This is a genomic window from Amaricoccus sp. (genome assembly GCF_036846665.1).
Classification (GTDB): Bacteria; Pseudomonadota; Alphaproteobacteria; order Rhodobacterales; family Rhodobacteraceae; genus Amaricoccus.
On record NZ_DAIUBO010000337.1, the window covers coordinates 1 to 3,251 of the forward strand.

The 3,251-nt window shown below is 68.5% G+C and carries 4 protein-coding genes; all 4 read right to left on the reverse strand.

Annotated elements, in window-relative coordinates:
- Nucleotides 1–568, reverse strand: a 568-nt coding sequence (locus V7050_RS19820; protein ID WP_324411113.1) for a tetrahydrofolate dehydrogenase/cyclohydrolase catalytic domain-containing protein, incomplete at its 3' end; no start/stop codon positions are given.
- Complete coding sequence (locus V7050_RS19825) at nucleotides 558–875, reverse strand: chorismate mutase (protein ID WP_324367749.1); 318 nt, start codon at nucleotides 873–875, stop codon at nucleotides 558–560. The genes V7050_RS19820 and V7050_RS19825, both read right to left, overlap by 11 nt.
- A gap of 218 nt (nucleotides 876–1,093) precedes the next feature.
- A complete protein-coding gene (locus V7050_RS19830) occupies nucleotides 1,094–1,558 on the reverse strand; it encodes an NUDIX hydrolase (RefSeq protein ID WP_324367751.1) in 465 nt (154 codons plus the stop codon).
- A 230-nt stretch (nucleotides 1,559–1,788) separates the two neighbouring features.
- On the reverse strand, nucleotides 1,789–3,251 hold a 1,463-nt coding region (ftsH, locus tag V7050_RS19835; protein ID WP_324411115.1), incomplete at its 5' end, for an ATP-dependent zinc metalloprotease FtsH.

Below are 3,251 nucleotides of genomic sequence, written 5' to 3' on the forward strand. Positions count from 1 at the left end.
GGGCGACGGTCACCGTGCAGCTCTCGCCGAGCAGGAGCTGCGCCATCGGCTTGCCCACGATGTTGGAGCGGCCGAGGACCAGCGCATTCGCGCCGCTCAGATCGCCCAGACGGTCGCGCAGGAGCATCAGGCAGCCGAGCGGCGTGCAGGGCACCAGCGCCTTCTGCCCGGTGGCGAGGCGCCCGACGTTGATGACATGGAAGCCGTCCACATCCTTCTCCGGCGATACCGCGCCGATCACGGCGGCCGTGTCGATCTGGCTCGGCAGCGGCAGCTGCACCAGGATCCCGTGGACCGCGGGGTCGGCGTTGAGACGGGCGATGAGCGCCAGCAGTTCCGCCTGCCCGGTGGTCGCCGGCAGCCGGTGCTCCTCGGAGGCCATGCCGGCTTCGAGGGTCTGGCGGCCCTTGTTCCGCACATAGACCTGGCTGGCGGGATCCTCGCCCACGAGGACCACCGCGAGGCCGGGCACGAGGCCCTTGTCGCGCCTGAAATCCGCGACCGCCTCCGCGATCCGCCCGCGCAACTTCGCCGCGAAAGCCTTGCCGTCGATGATGTCAGCGCCCATCGTCCCGCCCCCCCGATCCGTCGAGGGCGCGTTCCTCGCGCGCGATCGACCATTCTATGATGCTGCGCCAGAGCCCCTCGACGAAGGCGGGCTCGAGCCCCCGCGCCGCCCCCGCCCGGCGCGTCCGGTCCAGCACCTCGGCCACGCGGCTGTCGATGCGCGCCGGCAGCGCTATCCGGCGCTTGATCGCGATCGCACGGTCGATGCAGGTGGCCCGGCGGGCGAGGAGCTCCACCAGTTCGGCGTCGATCCGGTCGATCTCGGCCCGCAGATCCGCCATGTTCGGGAAGCATTCGTCTTCGGCCATGGATCATGGCCATAGCGGCATCGGCGGGGGCTCGCAAGGCCGCTCCGCACGGGCCGCGGGACCGTCGCGATCGGTGTTCATTCGTTCCACTTCGACCATCCCGCAGCACGATGAGGGCCACGCGTGGCCGTGCCGGGCGCGGCCCGGCGGTGCCGGCCGGGCGGCAGGGTGACGCCAGGCACGCCCGGAGCTCGCATTTGTCCTCGAGGAAGGTCTGGCTATCCGCGCTGGATCAGCAGATGTTCGTTGGGGCGCCTCTTCACGAACTCGTCCTCGATCCTGCGAAGAACCCGCCTTTGGCCGCTGAAGGGAACCATTTCCACGGCCGCGTCGAAACCGACCCAGCGGTACTCGCTGTGCTCGTGGTTCAGGGTCACCTCGGCGGCATTGTCGATGAAGGCGACAAACACCGGGACGATCGCAATGCTGTCCCGGTCCGCTTCGTAGAACTGCTCGCATTCGTCGGCCGAATACAAGGTGTCCGGCTTCAAGCCGGTCTCTTCATCGAGCTCGCGCAAGGCGGTCTGCCAGGCGGCTTCGCCCTTCTCGATGCTGCCGGCCACCTGACACCACTCGCCGGCCAAGGACTGTGTTCTCCTCAGCAGGAGAACCTCATGTTGCACGTCGGTCTTCCTGAGGGCGACGAGGGACACCGAGGATGAGCGCACTGGAAGTTCCTGCATGTTCTGTCCCCTGCATATTATGCTTTCACTTCAATGCTTAGGTGATCGCGAAGACACGTCCAAGGGCGGCATGGTCCGCATGGCCGCCTGCGGCCTGTCCCGTCCGCCCGACTGACGTCCGCGGCCGCTGGACCGAGCCTCGGAACAGGGAAGCAGCCCGATCGACACTGGCCGATCGGGCCGGGGACCTTTGGGCCCGAGTGATATGAGAATCGGTGGAGGGGCCGGCGTCAGGCGGCCGGTTCGGGCTCCATGTCCTCGCCGCTGCGGCCGGGGCGTGCGGCCTTGCCGGTCTTGGGGATCGCGGAGATGCCCGAAGAGCCGGTGTCGGGGCGGTGGTCGTCGTCGTCGCCGTCGCGATTGAGCGGCTGGCCCTCGATGACCCGGGTGATCTCCTTGCCGGTCAGGGTTTCGTATTCCAGGAGCCCGTTCGCCAGCCGGTCGAGATCGGCGCGCTTCTCGGTCAGGATGCGCTTGGCGGTCTCGTAGCCCTCGTCCACCAGCGCCCGCACCTCGGCGTCGATCAGCTCGTGGGTGTCGGGGCCGGCATTGACCCCGCCAGCCTGCGGCCCGAGATAGGTGAACTGCTCGCCGGCATAGTCGATGTTGCCGAGCTTGTCGGACATGCCGAACTTGGTGACCATGGCCCGCGCGATGCGGCTGACCTGCTGGATGTCGCTGGCGGCGCCGCTCGTCACGTTGTCCGGCCCGAAGACCAGTTCCTCGGCCACCTTGCCGCCCATGGCCATGGCGATCATCGACTTGTATTTCGCCATGGTCACCGAAAGCTGGTCGCGTTCCGGCAGGCTCAGCACCAGGCCGAGCGCCCGGCCGCGCGGGATGATGGTGGCCTTGTGGATCGGGTCGTGCTGCGGCACGTTCAGCCCGACGATGGCATGGCCGGCCTCGTGATAGGCGGTGAGCTTCCTCTCCTCGTCGGTCATGACCATGGAGCGCCGCTCGGCGCCCATCATCACCTTGTCCTTGGCGTTCTCGAAATCCATCATCGTCACGAAGCGCTTGCCGGTCCGCGCCGCGGTCAGCGCCGCCTCGTTCACGAGATTGGCGAGATCGGCGCCGGAGAAGCCCGGCGTGCCGCGGGCGATGATGCGCAGGTCCACGTCCGCCGCCAGCGGCACCCGCCGGGCGTGCACGCCGAGGATCTTCTCGCGGCCCTTGATGTCGGGGTTGGTCACCTGCACCTGGCGGTCGAAGCGGCCGGGGCGCAGGAGTGCGGGGTCGAGCACGTCGGGGCGGTTGGTGGCGGCGATGATGATCACGCCCTCGTTGGCCTCGAAGCCGTCCATCTCGACGAGGAGCTGGTTCAGGGTCTGCTCGCGCTCGTCGTTGCCGCCGCCGTAGCCCGCGCCGCGATGCCGGCCGACCGCGTCGATCTCGTCGATGAAGACGATGCAGGGCGCGTTCTTCTTGGCCTGCTCGAACATGTCGCGGACTCGGCTGGCACCCACGCCCACGAACATCTCGACGAAGTCCGAGCCCGAAATGGTAAAGAACGGCACTCCCGCCTCGCCGGCGATGGCGCGGGCGAGCAGGGTCTTGCCGGTGCCCGGCGGGCCGACGAGCAGCGCGCCCTTGGGGATCTTGCCGCCGAGACGCGAGAACTTCTGCGGGTCGCGCAGGAACTCGACGATCTCCTCGAGCTCCTCCTTGGCCTCGTCGATGCCGGCGACGT